This is a genomic window from Listeria aquatica (assembly GCF_014223975.1).
Lineage (GTDB): Bacteria > Bacillota > Bacilli > Lactobacillales > Listeriaceae > Listeria > Listeria aquatica.
Genome location: NZ_JAARRM010000001.1, coordinates 396,437 through 410,435 on the forward strand (window position 1 = coordinate 396,437; position 13,999 = coordinate 410,435).

Annotated in this window: 18 protein-coding genes, 1 tRNA gene and 1 riboswitch; of the genes, 12 read left to right on the plus strand and 7 right to left on the minus strand. The window is 40.4% G+C overall.

The features are described 5' to 3' along the window. Positions 1–19: 19 nt before the first annotated feature. Positions 20–199: a hypothetical protein gene (locus HB912_RS01965; protein WP_036072006.1), complete on the minus strand. Its 180-nt coding sequence runs from the start codon at positions 197–199 to the stop codon at positions 20–22. A 194-nt stretch (positions 200–393) separates the two neighbouring features. Between HB912_RS01965 and HB912_RS01970 the strand changes: the two genes are divergently transcribed. From HB912_RS01970 to HB912_RS01985, 4 genes are all read left to right on the plus strand, one after another. Next, the gene (locus tag HB912_RS01970; protein ID WP_185371979.1) at positions 394–1,407 is read left to right on the plus strand and encodes a PTS sugar transporter subunit IIC; all 1,014 of its coding nucleotides are present in this window, start codon (positions 394–396) and stop codon (positions 1,405–1,407) included. Positions 1,408–2,177: 770 nt separating this feature from the next. After that, the gene (locus HB912_RS01975; protein WP_185371980.1) at positions 2,178–3,086 is read left to right on the plus strand and encodes an iron-hydroxamate ABC transporter substrate-binding protein; all 909 of its coding nucleotides are present in this window, start codon (positions 2,178–2,180) and stop codon (positions 3,084–3,086) included. Positions 3,087–3,101: 15 nt separating this feature from the next. Further along, the gene (locus HB912_RS01980) at positions 3,102–4,082 is read left to right on the plus strand and encodes a FecCD family ABC transporter permease (RefSeq protein WP_185371981.1); all 981 of its coding nucleotides are present in this window, start codon (positions 3,102–3,104) and stop codon (positions 4,080–4,082) included. Then, the gene (locus tag HB912_RS01985) at positions 4,079–5,047 is read left to right on the plus strand and encodes a FecCD family ABC transporter permease (protein ID WP_185371982.1); all 969 of its coding nucleotides are present in this window, start codon (positions 4,079–4,081) and stop codon (positions 5,045–5,047) included. Before HB912_RS01980 ends, HB912_RS01985 begins: the two co-directional genes overlap by 4 nt. Before the next feature lie 35 nt (positions 5,048–5,082). On the opposite strand, the gene HB912_RS01990 is transcribed toward HB912_RS01985, so the two are convergent. The 3 genes from HB912_RS01990 to HB912_RS02000 are packed head-to-tail and all read right to left on the minus strand — an operon-like array spanning position 5,083 to position 7,698. Beyond that, on the minus strand, positions 5,083–5,556 hold the full coding sequence (locus tag HB912_RS01990) for a GNAT family N-acetyltransferase (protein WP_244964407.1): 474 nt from the start codon (positions 5,554–5,556) through the stop codon (positions 5,083–5,085). 17 nt (positions 5,557–5,573) lie between these two features. After that, on the minus strand, positions 5,574–6,803 hold the full coding sequence (locus HB912_RS01995; protein WP_185371984.1) for an ABC transporter permease: 1,230 nt from the start codon (positions 6,801–6,803) through the stop codon (positions 5,574–5,576). Then, positions 6,796–7,698 (minus strand): ABC transporter ATP-binding protein, encoded by a 903-nt coding sequence (locus HB912_RS02000; protein WP_185371985.1) that lies wholly within the window; start codon positions 7,696–7,698, stop codon positions 6,796–6,798. The genes HB912_RS01995 and HB912_RS02000 overlap by 8 nt, the downstream gene beginning before the upstream one ends. Positions 7,699–7,795: 97 nt before the next feature. On the opposite strand from HB912_RS02000, the gene HB912_RS13255 reads away from it, so the two are divergent. Further along, positions 7,796–7,924 carry a hypothetical protein gene (locus tag HB912_RS13255; RefSeq protein ID WP_280529505.1) on the plus strand — a complete coding sequence of 43 codons (129 nt, stop codon included), beginning with the start codon at positions 7,796–7,798 and terminating at the stop codon, positions 7,922–7,924. Between the two features lie 20 nt (positions 7,925–7,944). Here the strand turns inward: HB912_RS13255 and HB912_RS02005 are convergent. After that, positions 7,945–8,028, minus strand: a tRNA-Leu gene (locus HB912_RS02005). Positions 8,029–8,138: 110 nt separating this feature from the next. Then, positions 8,139–8,199: riboswitch (Fluoride riboswitch) on the plus strand. Positions 8,200–8,262: 63 nt separating this feature from the next. On the opposite strand from HB912_RS02005, the gene crcB (HB912_RS02010) reads away from it, so the two are divergent. The 7 genes from crcB (HB912_RS02010) to tsaD all read left to right on the plus strand — a co-directional run bounded on the left by crcB (HB912_RS02010) (position 8,263) and on the right by tsaD (position 13,022). Further along, the gene (crcB, locus tag HB912_RS02010) at positions 8,263–8,640 is read left to right on the plus strand and encodes a fluoride efflux transporter CrcB (RefSeq protein ID WP_185371986.1); all 378 of its coding nucleotides are present in this window, start codon (positions 8,263–8,265) and stop codon (positions 8,638–8,640) included. Continuing rightward, positions 8,633–8,992, plus strand: coding sequence for a fluoride efflux transporter CrcB (gene crcB / locus HB912_RS02015; protein ID WP_185371987.1), 360 nt, complete (start codon positions 8,633–8,635; stop codon positions 8,990–8,992). Before crcB (HB912_RS02010) ends, crcB (HB912_RS02015) begins: the two co-directional genes overlap by 8 nt. Before the next feature lie 167 nt (positions 8,993–9,159). Continuing rightward, positions 9,160–10,293, plus strand: coding sequence for an Lmo2079 family surface lipoprotein (locus HB912_RS02020; protein ID WP_185371988.1), 1,134 nt, complete (start codon positions 9,160–9,162; stop codon positions 10,291–10,293). Positions 10,294–10,407: 114 nt separating this feature from the next. After that, complete coding sequence (gene tsaE, locus HB912_RS02025; protein ID WP_185372835.1) at positions 10,408–10,881, plus strand: tRNA (adenosine(37)-N6)-threonylcarbamoyltransferase complex ATPase subunit type 1 TsaE; 474 nt, start codon at positions 10,408–10,410, stop codon at positions 10,879–10,881. After that, the gene (gene tsaB / locus HB912_RS02030) at positions 10,865–11,557 is read left to right on the plus strand and encodes a tRNA (adenosine(37)-N6)-threonylcarbamoyltransferase complex dimerization subunit type 1 TsaB (protein ID WP_185371989.1); all 693 of its coding nucleotides are present in this window, start codon (positions 10,865–10,867) and stop codon (positions 11,555–11,557) included. The genes tsaE and tsaB overlap by 17 nt, the downstream gene beginning before the upstream one ends. After that, positions 11,554–12,000: a ribosomal protein S18-alanine N-acetyltransferase gene (gene rimI / locus HB912_RS02035; protein ID WP_342354353.1), complete on the plus strand. Its 447-nt coding sequence runs from the start codon at positions 11,554–11,556 to the stop codon at positions 11,998–12,000. The genes tsaB and rimI overlap by 4 nt, the downstream gene beginning before the upstream one ends. Further along, complete coding sequence (tsaD, locus tag HB912_RS02040; RefSeq protein ID WP_036071980.1) at positions 11,997–13,022, plus strand: tRNA (adenosine(37)-N6)-threonylcarbamoyltransferase complex transferase subunit TsaD; 1,026 nt, start codon at positions 11,997–11,999, stop codon at positions 13,020–13,022. Before rimI ends, tsaD begins: the two co-directional genes overlap by 4 nt. Positions 13,023–13,080: 58 nt before the next feature. Here tsaD and HB912_RS02045 read toward each other — a convergent pair whose 3' ends face one another. Beyond that, the gene (locus HB912_RS02045; RefSeq protein WP_052008474.1) at positions 13,081–13,284 is read right to left on the minus strand and encodes a YdiK family protein; all 204 of its coding nucleotides are present in this window, start codon (positions 13,282–13,284) and stop codon (positions 13,081–13,083) included. Between the two features lie 4 nt (positions 13,285–13,288). After that, positions 13,289–13,972: a CPBP family intramembrane glutamic endopeptidase gene (locus tag HB912_RS02050; protein WP_185371991.1), complete on the minus strand. Its 684-nt coding sequence runs from the start codon at positions 13,970–13,972 to the stop codon at positions 13,289–13,291. Positions 13,973–13,999: the final 27 nt, after the last annotated feature.

Sequence of the window (13,999 nt, forward strand, 5' to 3'; positions counted from 1 at the left end):
TCGTTTGAATTTAAGTCATTTATCTGAAGGAATAAGACCGTCTGCGGCGGTTTTTCACTTTGATCAGAAGAACGATACCAAGGACAGTAAGAATAAGAGAAACAAGGAATGTACCAAATCCAACTAGTCCAGAAATACTGAATGAAACAGCAATACCAATAATTCCAACAATTAAGAGGAGAAGTCCAGTTACTTTCATTTGAGAGCTCCTTTCTGTATGGTTAGTTCCATTATACGCAAAATCAGTAGAAAAAGGAGGTCTTTTAATAATTTTTAAGAAAGTTGTAAAAAACAATCAAAGGTTTACATGTGACAAGACAATTAAAGATAGCTTTTTTACACTAGAAGTCGTAAAATAAAAAAGACTAATAAAAGAAAAGAGGGAGGCACTTTATGAAAGAATATTTTGTCGATCGTTCCTATAAAGCATCAATGGGGATTGCAAATGCCGTACTAGTCACACTTGGGATGGGGCTTTTACTGCAAACGATCGGAGATTTAGCAGGACTTGAGTTTCTTACTAAAATTGGAGCAATCGGAAAGAATATGCTTATTCCAGGAATCGGGATAGGGATTGCGATTTGCTTACGAGCAAATACGCTAGTTGTGATTAGCGCTGGGGCTTCTGCCATTATTGGAGGCGGAGGGATTATTACACTCGCAAACGGAAGCTACGCAATTTCAGGCGGCGAGCCAGTCGGTGCGATTCTTGCAGTGATTGTTGCTGTTTGGACAGGAAAACGAGTGAGCGGTACACGATTTGATATGATTCTAATACCAGCTGTTTCGCTTCTTGCGGGCGGACTTTCCGGGTTGCTCTTTTCGAAAATCATGACACCGATTTTAGTGACTGTGAGCGAATTTATTACAACACTTGTCTCCGGGTCTCCGCTTATTTCTTCCATGGTTATTGCCCTTATTTTTGGTTTATTAATTTTAAGTCCAGCTTCATCTGCTGCGCTTGCCATTGCTTTACAGCTAGATCCAACCGCGAGCGCTGCTGCATTAATTGGTTGTACCGTTCAATTTGCCGCGTTCGCTGTTTTGAGTTTTCGGGATAATAACTGGGGAGCTTTTTTCGCGCAACTCATCATCACACCCAAGCTTCAAACCGCCAATATCATCCGCAAGCCTAGCTTAATGGTGATTCCACTTCTGACAACGCTTGTGGCTGGTCCAGTTGGCGTACTCGTTCTTCATCTCGAAGCAACCGCTGAAATTGCTGGAATGGGACTTTGCGCATTTGTTGCACCACTTTATTTAATTGCAAACGCTGGAATCGGGACATTTCTAGCCTTTCTGGCTATTGCTGTTTTGTTTCCTGCCATCGTTGCACTTATTGCAAAACCGATTTTATTGAAACGAGAAAAACTAAAAGCAGGCGATTTGAAAATTGAGCTAGAATAAAAAAGAGAACCCTCGGATGTAACTTTCCCATCCGAGGGTTCCTTTTGATGAGCTGTCAAGCCTGCTCATCTGATGGCCGGTTTGCCTGATGTTTCTGTATAAACATACGCTCTTTGAGATTAACAACGGTTAGGCTTTTCATTCGTTAGTGGAAAAGCAAGTCTAACTAATGAAGAATACACTTTCACTTTCACTAGCAGGAACTTGAAAAGCTTCCTTGACTTTACTGCGAAAGATAAATCGAATCACAGCTTCCTCTAACTCAATATTTGCCTGTACGAGTGGATACTGTTTTCAGAATGCAACCCCAGAAGAGAATGCTTCTGACTTTCAGATAATCCGTTTCTCAAAGGGTGAATTTCGAACTTACACTTTCGACGCGGCTTTTCATCCATCGCCTTCCTCCTGTTTATTCGAAATTCGGATAACCTTTCATCAGACGTTACCGGCATATGACAAAGCTGGAAAACCAGCTTGTACACACACAAGACTTAGAAACTAGAAGCGATATTAAACATTGTGTGCGTAATGAAAATGTCTCTCTTTCATCCGCATCGCCTCTCTTTCCTTTTGTTATAATACAATAGCCGTTTTGAATGTTTTTTAAACGAAATTTATCGAAAATGAGACAAAAGACTAGAAACCGCCAATTATTGTGCTACGATTCGAGTCTTTTGAACCAACTAGATCCTTGAAATCAATTGACAGGGGGAGGTCAAAACAAGTATGATAATTACTGAGAATCGTTATCAATGGAAAGAGGTTGGAAAATGAAAAAAGTTCTTTTTTTGGGAGTATTAAGCATCATTCTTGTTCTGGCAGCCTGTGGAGGAACAAAAACCGATGAGTCAGCTAAGAAAAAATCAGGAACGATTACCTATCAATCTGAAAATGGAAAGATTAAAGTACCTGCGAATCCTAAGCGTGTCGTTGTACTTTCATCATATACAGGAGATGCTCTTAAATTAGGTGTTCCAGTTGTAGGAGCAGATTCTTGGAGCATGAACAATCCGAATTTTGATAAGGGCTTAAAAAATGCCAAAGAAGTATCGGATGAAGATATTGAAAAAATTATCGCGCTTAAGCCAGATCTTATTCTTGGGTTAAGCACAGTGAAAAATCAAGACAAGCTTAAAAAAATTGCGCCACTTGTCACCTTTACATATGGCAAAAATAACTATTTAGATCAGCACATTGAAATTGGAAAAGTGCTAAATAAAGAAAAAGAAGCCCGGGCTTGGGTTTCAGACTTTAAAAAACGCGCTGCGAAAACCGGGAAAGAAATCAAAGCGAAGATTGGCGCAGATACAACTGTTTCAGTAGCGGAAAGTTTTGAAAAGCAAATTTATGTGTTCGGAGACAGCTGGGGACGCGGAACAGAAGTTTTATATCAAGCTATGGGACTTAAAATGCCTGAATCTGTTAAAAAAGCAGCAGCTAAGGCTGGTTATTATGCCGTTTCTACGGAACAACTAGCAGATTACACAGGCGATTACATGGTACTTAGTCGCTACGAAAAAGCAGAAAATGCCTTCATGAAAACTAATGCCTATAAGGAAATCCCTGCTGTGAAAAATGACCATGTGCTTCAAGTGGATGCGAATAAATTTTACTTCAATGATGCCATGACACTTGATTATCAATTAAAAACCTTTCAAAATTATTTTTTAGGAGAGTAAAAGCGGTGTTCAGTCATGACAGTTAAAATCCCAATGACCATTCGGTTCTTAATCCTGTTTGTCGCGCTCTTAGTTGCTTGCTACACAGCGCTTGCTTACGGATCTGTAAATTATTCCTTTTCCTTTTTATGGGACGGCTTTGTGCATGGTGCCCATCTGAAAGAAATGGCATCTTTAAGCGAACTTCGCATACCGCGGATACTTGCTGCCATGCTGATTGGCGCGGCACTTGGCGTATCGGGAACCATCATGCAAGCCATTACTCGAAACCCATTAGCCGATCCCGGACTATTAGGCGTCTCCGCAGGTGCAAAATTAGCACTTACTATCGTGATTGCGTTTTTACCAGGACTTGTATTTCCTCTTAAAATGGGAGTCGCTTTTCTTGGGGCCGCACTTGGAACCCTACTTGTCTTAGCGATCGCGCAAACGGGGAATCTTTTTAAAGTTGTTCTTGCTGGAGCCGCGATTTCAGCCTTTTTGTTAGCCGTTTCAAATGCGATCAGCTTACTTTCAAAAACTTCAAAGGAATTGACGATGTGGACATCAGGAGGGCTAGCTGGTGTAACCGGGCAGGAAGTAAAATTATTAGCTCCTGTTTTACTCCTAGCGATCCTTCTGAGTTTCTTTTTCGAAAGACAAATTGGCATTCTCACCATGAGCGAAGAAGTAGCAGCTGGACTCGGAGTTTCAACAGGTCGCATCCGTTTTTTCTTGTTCACATTAGTCGCTGTTTTGACGGGAGTTTCTGTTGCGGTTATTGGCGAAATTGCGTTTGTCGGGCTTCTCGTACCGCACTTTGCACGCTTTATTTCCGGTACAAGTTATCGTGTGCTTTTACCCATGTCAGCACTTGTCGGCGCTTTTTTTCTAGTTGTATCTGATTTATTTAGTCGCATCATTGCTGCCCCATTTGAAGTCCCTATTATCGCGATTCTTTCGGTAGTTGGACTACCATTCTTCGTCTTTATCGTACGAAAGGGGCTGAAAGCATGACACGAATTTCTTATAAATGGATACTTTCAGGCGGCATTTTCTTGCTTTTAGCTCTCATTCTTGTTAATCTGTCGCTTGGAACAGATGCCCTGTCTTTTTCAAGAGTTTTAGCCGTTTTAACAGGAAACGGGGAGATGCTTGAGAATTTTATTTTGTTCGATCTCCGCATGCCGCGTCTTTTGATCGTCTTGCTCGCTGGAGTTTGCCTCGTCTTATCGGGGAGCTTATTTCAAACTGTGCTAAAAAATGATTTGGCAGACCCAGGGATAATCGGGATCAACTCAGGAGCCGGACTTGGTATCGCGATTTTCTTTCTTTTCGTGCCATTCCAAGTAGAAAACTTTGGAGCTTTTCTTCCGCTAGCAGGCGGCGTCGGAGCATTGCTAACAGCTCTTTTAATCCTTTTGTTTTCACGGAATCAGCCGGGAAGCTTGATCTTGAATGGGATTGGTTTTTCGTTTGCGATGAGTGGCTTGATGGTCCTTTTAATGGCTTCAGCGGACCGGGAAAAAGTGGACTTTCTTTCTAGATGGCTCGCGGGTTCTATCTGGGGGCTTGATTGGATTTTTGTGTTTATTTTAGCCATCACACTTGTTATCCTTGTCCCTTTTATCCTCATAAAAAATCGCACGCTTGATTTACTCACGCTCGATGAAAATACTGCGCTTAATCTAGGCGTAAAAGTGACTTTGTGGCGGACTCTTTTTCTCATTTGTGCTGTCTTATTAGCAGCTGTAGCCGTATCGATTACAGGAAGCATAGCTTTCTTAGGCCTACTTGGACCACATATTGCAAGGGCACTTGTTGGGCCACGCCACCGTTTATTTTTACCGGTCGCAATGCTAGTGGGTGCCTTTCTCTTCTTACTCGCAGATACAATCGCGATGCGACTTAATTTGCCATCGGGCATTCTGCTTTCTTTAATCGGAAGCCCGTATTTCATTTATTTATTGTTCAAAAAATAGGGAAGAGACCCCAAAAAGGTCTCTTCCCTATTTTTTTAAAGAAAGTACGCCATAAAAATGTCATCCACATAAGCCCCGTCAAGCAAAAATTGCTTTTCGAGAACGCCTTCCTTGTGAAAGCCATTTTTTTGATAAAAATGAATGGCTTTTTCATTAGTTGATAGCACCCGTAGTTGCAGTTTTTTCACTCCATTTTTCCGTGCCATTTCTTTTAAAGCATCCATTAATTGTCCAGCAATCCCTTGCTTTTGATAAGCAGGATGAACCGCAATATCGAGTTCAAGCACATGCTGAACAGCCTTTAAAGAATGCGGAGCGTGGTATCCAAGAATACCAACAACTTTTCCATCCAAAACAGCAACCGTTTTTGAGCCAGGTGGGTTTTTTTCGAGAAATTCCGCTTCTGAATCAAACTGAATCTCTGCTGGCGTAGTGCCTTTTGTCCAAACTAAATTTTCAAGTTCCATCATGGAGCTCGCATCCTCTTTATGAGAAAGTCTAATTTCCAAATTTTTCACCTTCATTTTTATTTTTTAGCATAGGCAAATGATTTTCTAAGGGTTTTAAATAAACCTTCATTTGAATAAAGTAACACATTGCTCTTATAGAGTCGGAAGGTGAGTAAGAAGGAAAGTCCGACCGTAATGATCAGAATCCCAAGCGAAATAAAAATGCCAAGATCTGAAGCAGCGAGCATATTCATACGGGCAAGCATCATCATAGGAGAAAAAACAGGGATGTAAGAACCGATGATCACAACGATGTTATCAGGAATGCTTGTTGCGACAATTGAGCCCCAGTATCCAACAATTGAGAAGATCGTAAGTGGATAAATAAACTGAGCGACCGTTTCAACATTCGGAACAAGAGAACCGGCCATCGCGGCAAGAACAATATAAAGCAGTAAGCCAAAGAAAATAAAGAGCAGATTTAAGATCAAGTAAGAAACAGGGAAGTTTGCCAGTTGCTCAACGAAACCTTGGATCATATCTGTTTTTTGTAAACTAAGCATCGCAATAAAACCAACCAAAAGATAACAGCCAATTTGCGTAAGTAGCATAAGGACAATCGCCGTTAACTTAGCTAGGAAATGCGTCGTAGCAGAAACGCTGGATAAAATAACTTCCATAATTCGCGTTCCTTTTTCTGTTGCAATTTCCGCTGCGACAATATTGGCATAACTAATCACAAAAAAGAAAATGATTAACGTCAAAAACAAATTTGCTGCTTGCATAACATCTTTTTGACTCTCAGTTAACTGTTTATCAGACTTCAACTGATTTTTGACAGGAACAAGAGAAGTGATGTCTGTTAATTTTTGTTGATCAAGACCATATTCCGCTGCCTTTAATTGAACTTTAGCCGCAGTGAGACTTTGCGAGAGCTGAGTCATAATTTCATTTCCAGCCGTTTCGCGTGTTGTGTACATTGCCTTAAACTTGCCATTTTTTTCAGAAAGCGTTAAGTAGCCGTCAATTTTTTCAGTATTAAGCGCTTTTTCCGCTGCTTTTTTCGTAGTGATGGAATCATTCACTTTAAAATGTTCTTTATTTTGCTTAATCACTTGAACAAAAGCCGGATTATTTGAAAGAACAGAAATCTTTGCCGAATCATCATTTCCAAAATAATCCATAATTTTAGGAAGAAGAAGTGCAATCCCAGCAACAATCAAAGGAAGAAGAAGAGAAATAATGAAAGATTTCGTTTTCACGTGGCGTTTATAAACCTGTTTTGTAATCACCCAAAATTTATTCATGCTGATCCCCCGCTTTCAATTTAAAGATTTCTTCAAGTGTTGGCGGTTCTAGGCTAAACATCGGGATAAAGCCATCTTTAGTAACAAATTCAAAAACAGCTTCCGCATATTTTTCATCTTCAAGCTCTAGCCGACGAATCCCATCACGAAGCATCTGAATCCGAACAACTCCCGGAAGAGCAAGCAAGTCTTCATCGGAATGAGGCACCTTCAAGCGAATTTGTTTATGGCCAAAACTTTCCTTCACAGAAGTGGTATCCCCCCGCAAAATCGTCTTACCATGGCGTAGCATAATCAGTGAATCGCAGAGTTCCTCGACATTTTCCATCCGGTGACTAGAAAAAATAATCGCTGCTCCGCGTTCCTTCATTTCAAACACAAGTTTCTTCAAAATTTCCGCATTAACAGGGTCTAAACCGCTAAAGGGCTCATCCAAAATCAGCAGTTTAGGATTATGTAAAATCGTACTAATAAGCTGAATCTTCTGCTGATTCCCCTTCGAAAGCGTCTTGACAAGGTCCGTTTTCTTCCCAACAATTTCCGCACGTTCCATCCACATATCAATTTCAGAGATCGCTTTCTTTTTAGGAATTCCTTTTAACTCAGCAAAGAAAGTAAGTTGTTCTTCGATCGTAACATTTGGATAAAGTCCACGTTCTTCGGGCAGGTAGCCAATATCATTAGGATTTATTTGGTTTGCCGAATCATTATTCCAAGAAATTTGTCCGGAAGTCGCTTCGATAAATCCAAGAATCAAACGAAAAGTAGTAGTTTTTCCAGCCCCGTTTTGACCGATTAGTCCTAAAATTTCGCCAGAATTGACACGAAAAGACAGATCATCGACCGCAAGTTTCTCACCAAAGGCTTTTATAACATGCTGTAATTCAAGAGCCATATATCTTCCTCCTCACTAATAGTCTGAGTATCTTTTTCATTTTACCAAACTTTCCCGAAGATGAGTACGATTTTCTTGCAAGAAGGGGAGAAGCTCTTTGGGGATTTTGAAAGTTCATTCTCCAAATGATGCTAAATTATTAAGAATGGCGATAAAAACTAATAAGGCAAGTTTGGGTGTTTTCAAACAACAAAAAAGGGTTTCAGGAAAAATCACTCAATCCTGAAACCCATTCTTATTCTAAGATGCGGCCGAGAGGACTTGAACCTCCACGAGCTAATGCCCACTAGGCCCTCAACCTAGCGCGTCTGCCGATTCCGCCACGACCGCTTTATTACAACAAAAATTATTATAGTATTAAATGGACCGATTTGTCAACGTTTATTCGAACCGTGCATGTATTTTTTCTTGCGCATATGTTAATTTTCACGTATAGTATTTACTGAAAAGGCGATGGAGTTCGCCTAAAATGCGATATTCGCTGATGACTCCTATTTAAATGTACATGGGAAAACGAACCGATGTCTATTTAAATAGGAGTTTTTTTATTGGAGGTTTTGGAAAATGTATCTTTTGTATATTGCTATTTTTAGCGCTTTAGGCGGGATGGCTCGCTACGGAGTCAGCTTAATTCTACCAAGCAACACCTTTCCTCTTGCTACACTTGTAGTGAATCTTTTAGGTTGTTTTTTGCTTGCCCTTATCACCCAGAGTTTTGCGAATCATACCCGGTTTAGCCAAGAAGTGATAACGGCGATGGGGACAGGATTTGTTGGCTCGTTTACAACGTTTTCTAGCTTTAGTGTCGAAAATATTCATTTATTGCAGGCAGGGGCCTATGCAGAAGCTTTTCTTTACATTGGAATAAGTCTCGTCGGGGGCTTAGCTGCAGCTGCACTAGGGTATCTCGTTTCGAAAAGGTGGGATAAACGAAGTGCTTAATATTTTTGTGGTTGGAATTGGTGCTGCTTTTGGTGGGATGACCCGGTATCTCCTTACGCTTTATTTGAAAAAGAAGTGGCAAAGTGATTTCCCTTGGCCAACTTTTTTAATCAATCTTTCTGGTTCTTTTTTATTAGGACTTTTGTTATCAAGTGAACTCGCAAGCTTCCTCGTACTACTTCTTGGAACTGGATTTATGGGCGGTTATACAACGTTTTCAACTTTTAAAGTTGAAAATATTGAACTATATCGACACAGAGAATATGGGAAAATTGCTGGTTATTTGCTCTTCAGTTATGGATTTGGATTACTTACAGCCTATTTAGGGATTTTGCTTGGTAGTGCATTGTAACCTAGATAAAGCCTTATATAAAGAGGCTTTAAGAGACTTTATCTATAAAAATAAAAGAATTTTAAATTGTGTCTAAAATGTGAACAAATGGAAAAAAGGGTTGTAGTTCATCTTTCACATATGATACATTGAGTCTGTACATAATTATTTTTAATGGAGGAAAGTTCATGAAAAAAGGGTTGTTTTTATCGGTATTGCTTGTCTTTATGTTAGCGCTTGCTGGCTGTGGGAAAACGGCACAAGAGAAGTTTGTGGATACGTATAAAAACCAAACAGATCTACCTGAAAAATATACACAATCTGTATCTTTTAAGGTTGATAGTTTTGAGCAAGATGGTTTAGATGCACAAACAGCTGCAATTGTTGAGTTACTGAAGCAAATGCAAGTTACTTTAACTTCATCAGTTGATACAAAAGCAGAAAAAAGTTCAACGGATATCAAGCTTGTTTCCAAGGGAAGCATGAAAATGAATGTTGATTTGACAGTTTTAAGTGACATGAAGTCTGGTGAGTTCTTCATCCCACTTAAAAATATTGTGGGTGTAGATAGTAGCGTAAAAGCACTGATCGACGGGCAAACAAGTGGTGCTTTTACAGAAATCACGAAAAGTCATCCAGAGCTCAAAGATAAATATTTAAGTAGTAAAACGATCGCAGAACTTGCTGGGACAGAAGAACCAGTTAAAACTTCTGGAAAAACAGTTAAAGCCACAAAAGATTTACAAGAAGAAGTTACTAAAATGATGACAGATTACCTAAACGGCTTAGATGAGAAACGTTTCTCAGAAGGTAAAAATGAAACAGTTGAAATAACGCTTGATAAAAAAGATTTTTCGGCCATTTTAAAAAAAGCTCACAAAATGCTTGGAAAAGCTAATGTGAAAAAAGACATTAAAACTATCGCTTCTGAGCAAGGAGCAAGCAAGGATTTTGATGATAACTACGCAGAATTCCGTGATGACCTAGAACGCTCAATTAAAAACTTTGATAAAAACAATACTGTTAAGATTTCAATGCCAATTAGTATGAAAACTGGAAAAGACGATAAACTTGAATCAATGACGATGAAAATCAAAATTGATAATTCAAAAGATCGAACAGATTCCTATAAGATGGCAGCAACATTGAAACTTACAAATAAGGACTTCGTTAAACTACCAGCTTTTCCAAAAAGCTCTGAAGTGTTAAGTGGAAAAGAACTTGAAACGATTATTCAAGAAGCTGTGTTAAAAGTGATGTACGGCGACAAAATTAAGACATCTGATCTAGAAGGTTTAGATACATCTGATGCAGATTTATAAGTAAAACTGGAAGCAGCTATTCGGAAATCACCGAGTAGCTGCTTTTTTGTTGATGTCAAAACGACTGGCTTTGTGGTATGATATGAGAAGAAAATAATGGAACGGGTGAAAAAAATGAAGCAAGTTTTTTATTCAACTAGTCAGGAAGAAACGGTTCATTTTGCGGAAAAAATGGGAAGCTTACTAAAACCGTCTGATGTTATCCTGCTTGAAGGAGACTTGGGGGCTGGCAAAACAACTTTCACAAAGGGACTTGCGAAAGGACTTGGAATTGATAAAGTGATCAAAAGCCCAACTTTTACAATCGTGCGTGAATACAAAAATGGACGGTTGCCGCTTTATCATATGGATGTTTACCGGCTTGAAGAAGCTTCAATTGATGAACTCGGACTATTTGAGTATTTTGATGCTGGCGGCGTGAGTGTCGTTGAATGGGCCCATTTTATTGCAAGTGAGCTCCCAGATACGTATTTAAAACTCACGATAAAACGTGCAGGCGACGAAGAACGGGAGATTATTCTCGAGTCCTACGGCGCTCGTTACGATCAGCTTTTAGCGGAGGTTATAAACGATGATTCTCGGAATTGATACGGCAACGGATACGATGAGTATCGCGCTTTCGAATAGTCAACGAATTGTTGGAGAATTTACGACTAATCTTAAAAAAAATCACAGCATTCGACTTCTTCCGGCGATTCAAGCACTTCTTGAAGAATGCCAAGTAAAACCAAATGAATTAACCAAGATCGCGGTTTCTAGAGGACCGGGTTCTTTTACGGGTCTAAGAATTGGTGTAACGACGGCCAAAACGCTGTCTTATGAGCTTGAAATCCCTCTTGTCGGCATTTCTTCTCTCCAAGTTTTAGCTCAAAATGCGATTTTTTTTGAGGGGCCAATTGTAGCTTTGATGGATGCGCGGCGAAATAATGTTTATGCGGGAATTTACGAGGCACAGCAGGGGGCATTAATGAGTACATTTCCTGATCAACATATTGCTTTATCAGAACTTTTATCGAGGGTTGAATCGATTCAGAAATCAGTGCTTTTTGTTGGTGTGCTTCCAGAAACACTTCAGGAAATTATTACTGAAAAGTTAGGGGAGAAAGCTATATTTGCCCCGTCTTATATGACATATCCGAGAGCGGCATCGCTTGTCGCTTTAGCAGAGAATGAACCGGGCGAAGATTCGATGAATTTTGTGCCAAGCTATTTGAAACTTGCAGAAGCAGAAAGCAAGTGGCTCGAAGCGAGGAAAAAACAGTGAGTGTAACGTTTTCTAAAGCGGAGCTAAACGATATTCCTGAACTTTTAAAAGTAGAGCGAGCTGTTTTTAGTTCACCGTGGACGGCAGAAGCTTTTCTTGGTGAATTTACGGCTAACCAGTACGCTTATTATATACTAGCTAAGCTTAACGACGAAGTGATTGGCTATGCAGGCATTTGGTTAGTACTTGATGAAGGTCATATAACGAATGTGGCTATTCTTCCTGAATATCAAGGGAAAGGATACGGAGAAGCGCTTATGCAAGAATTGATTTTTGTTGCCAAGAAATTTGGAGCCAAGCATTTGACGCTTGAAGTTCGTGAATCTAATCAGCCAGCACAAAGTCTTTATCGAAAATTAAAATTCCAAAATGGCGCACTCCGGAAAAACTATTATCCGGATAATGGGGAAGATGCGCTCGTGATGTGGGTGGATTTAACATGAGTAAAGAAAAAAAATTGATACTTGGAATAGAATCGAGTTGTGATGAAACGGCCGCTGCTGTTGTACGTGGCGGGAATGAAATTCTCTCTAACATAGTGGCGTCACAAATTGAAAGTCACAAACGCTTCGGTGGCGTCGTGCCTGAAATTGCTTCACGTCATCATGTTGAGCAAATTACGATTGTGATCGAAGAAGCACTTGCGCAAGCAGGGGTGAAGATGGCAGAAATTGACGGTATTGCTGTTACGGAAGGGCCAGGACTTGTTGGCGCGCTTCTTATTGGCGTCAGCGCAGCTAAGGCGCTTGCATTTGCAAGTGGCAAACCACTCATCCCAGTTCATCATATTGCAGGCCATATTTATGCTAACCGATTTGAAACAGCCTTTCATTTTCCGCTCTTAGCACTTGTTGTTAGCGGAGGACATACTGAGCTTGTTTATATGAAGGAAGAAAATTCGTTTGAAATTATTGGAGAAACGCGCGATGATGCAGCCGGAGAAGCTTATGATAAAGTAGCCCGGACGCTTGGGCTTCCTTATCCGGGTGGGGTTCAAATCGATAAGCTCGCCGCAGAAGGAGAAGACACGTTCCACTTTCCACGAGCAATGATTGATGATGACAGCTATGACTTTAGTTTTAGTGGCTTGAAATCCGCTTTTATCAACCAGTTGCATAATATGAGACAGAAAAACTTAGAACCGAGTCCAAAAGATATGGCCGCTAGTTTCCAGGCCAGTGTGGTTGATGTTTTAGTGACGAAAACTATTCGAGCAGCGCGTGAATATGGTGTGAAGCAATTGCTTTTAGCAGGTGGCGTCGCAGCGAACCGAGGCTTACGCGAGCAACTAATTGAGGAAGTGAATCTCGAGCTTCCAGATGTAGAGTTGATCATTCCGCCGTTATCACTTTGCGGAGACAATGCGGCGATGATTGCTGCTGCAGGAACCGTGCAGATGGAAATGGGACACTTTGCAGGGCTTGCCATGAACGCCGAGCCAGGCCTTGAATTTGATGAAGTCTGATGGGAAAAACAAAAAAAGAAGCTTTCTTGGCCCCGGGCCAAGAAAGCTTCTTTTTTAGCTATTTATCTTGAGGATTGCCTTTTCCTCGTAGGCCTTGAAAAACAAATCGAATGGCAGTTACAAAATCAACTGCTGCCATGGCCATGATGACATATGCAAAAACGCCCCATCCGCCAGTATTTACTTGCTGAATGGCAAAATAAACGAAGACGATGCCGAGGATAAAATAAAGCAGTCCCTGCATGAGATAACGTCGATTCAATTGATTAACCTCCCATAGTGAGTCCGGCGACAAGGACAAAAGTATTCATTAAAATATGCGCCCCCATCGGAACGATGATCCTTTTTGTTTTTGTATATAGATAGCAAAGTACTAAGCCGATTAGGAAGTAGGCTAGTAAGTAGTTAATATCTCCATGAAGAAGTGCAAATAAAAACGAACTGATAACAGCAGCACCGTGGATATTAATGAGGTTTGTGAGACCACCATAAATCACTTTTCGGAATACGAGTTCTTCAAGAATCGGTCCTGTTACGCTGATGAAAAACAGGAAGATAGGAGCTGTTTTTGCATAGCCAAGCAAACTTTCAGTATTGGCAGAGCCGCTAGGCATGCCAATGAATAATGCGGTAATATAAATGGCAATGTACTGTGAGGCGATTAAAATGATAAAACCAAGCACGATCCAGAGCAAGCTAGCCGCTGAACTTGCTTTTTCCCCAAAAATGATTTTATTGGTTTCGGGTTTTTTCCGGAGCACGAGCCAAACGATTAGCAGCGCGAGCAGATTCGAGAAGATAGTCCAAATCACTACGGATAAGGAGTTTAAAGTTGCATCAGGTTGAGAGCTCGCTGCATGGAGGATCGTTCGTACGATCGGGACGCCGATAACTCCAGAAAAGAGCATGATAAAATAAGTGAATATGATTGTCCAATAACGTTTGGGCAAAAAACCGCATCCTTCCATAAAAAAACT

Excerpts from the sequence above, each read along its gene's own strand:
- HB912_RS01965 (WP_036072006.1), bottom strand. The coding sequence starts at position 199 with ATGAAAGTAACTGGACTTCTCCTCTTAATTGTTGGAATTATTGGTATT.
- HB912_RS02000 (WP_185371985.1), bottom strand. The coding sequence starts at position 7,698 with ATGGCTCTTGAATTACAGCATGTTATAAAAGCCTTTGGTGAGAAACTT.
- HB912_RS01985 (WP_185371982.1), top strand. The coding sequence starts at position 4,079 with ATGACACGAATTTCTTATAAATGGATACTTTCAGGCGGCATTTTCTTG.
- HB912_RS01980 (WP_185371981.1), top strand. The coding sequence starts at position 3,102 with ATGACAGTTAAAATCCCAATGACCATTCGGTTCTTAATCCTGTTTGTC.
- tsaB (WP_185371989.1), top strand. The coding sequence starts at position 10,865 with ATGATTCTCGGAATTGATACGGCAACGGATACGATGAGTATCGCGCTT.
- HB912_RS01970 (WP_185371979.1), top strand. The coding sequence starts at position 394 with ATGAAAGAATATTTTGTCGATCGTTCCTATAAAGCATCAATGGGGATT.
- HB912_RS01995 (WP_185371984.1), bottom strand. The coding sequence starts at position 6,803 with ATGAATAAATTTTGGGTGATTACAAAACAGGTTTATAAACGCCACGTG.
- HB912_RS01975 (WP_185371980.1), top strand. The coding sequence starts at position 2,178 with ATGAAAAAAGTTCTTTTTTTGGGAGTATTAAGCATCATTCTTGTTCTG.
- crcB (WP_185371986.1), top strand. The coding sequence starts at position 8,263 with ATGTATCTTTTGTATATTGCTATTTTTAGCGCTTTAGGCGGGATGGCT.
- HB912_RS02020 (WP_185371988.1), top strand. The coding sequence starts at position 9,160 with ATGAAAAAAGGGTTGTTTTTATCGGTATTGCTTGTCTTTATGTTAGCG.
- tsaE (WP_185372835.1), top strand. The coding sequence starts at position 10,408 with ATGAAGCAAGTTTTTTATTCAACTAGTCAGGAAGAAACGGTTCATTTT.
- tsaD (WP_036071980.1), top strand. The coding sequence starts at position 11,997 with ATGAGTAAAGAAAAAAAATTGATACTTGGAATAGAATCGAGTTGTGAT.